The following is a 484-nucleotide window of genomic DNA, read 5'->3' as shown; positions in this document are numbered from 1 at the left end:
ACGTATCGATACCAAACTCAGCAAGCCCTTCAGATGCAATGCTGAGATCAATGCCTGTGGTTTGTAAAATAGCGGTGATACCCAGCGCTAGAAGTACGCCAACACCTGCACCAGTGAGCCCTAAAAAGCTCGCCTCCAATACAATCAATCCTCTTACTTTCTCTGGCGTCATCCCCACAGCCATCAGCACACCAAACTCCTGTGTGCGCTCAAATACCGACATCAGCATAATATTAATGATCCCAAGCCCCATCGCTGCCACAAAGATAACAAGGAGCAGGTAGTTAAAGGATTGCATGCTCGATATGAGCGTCTTTAAGTAAGGTTGCAGGGTCTGCCAATCTTCTACACTCACCTCTGCGTTTAGCAGATCAGAGAGCCTAGTCGCCAATGCAGGGGCTAGCTGATAGTCATCCATGGCAATCGCTATTTCATGGATACCAGAAACGCCGGTAAGCTCAGTGAGATCTGATATTCTTACGAA

General features: G+C 47.7%; 1 protein-coding gene. It reads right to left on the bottom strand.

Annotated features, from left to right (window positions below; translation table 11 throughout):
* Window positions 1-484, bottom strand: a 484-nt coding sequence (locus AB4585_RS28150) for an ABC transporter permease (protein ID WP_372172060.1), incomplete at both ends; no start/stop codon positions are given.

Source organism: Vibrio sp. 10N.222.49.C9 (assembly GCF_041474985.1).
GTDB classification, from domain to species: Bacteria; Pseudomonadota; Gammaproteobacteria; order Enterobacterales; family Vibrionaceae; genus Vibrio; species Vibrio crassostreae_C.
The sequence above is the reverse complement of the archived record's forward strand: the minus strand, read 5'-3'. Positions and strand labels throughout refer to the sequence as shown.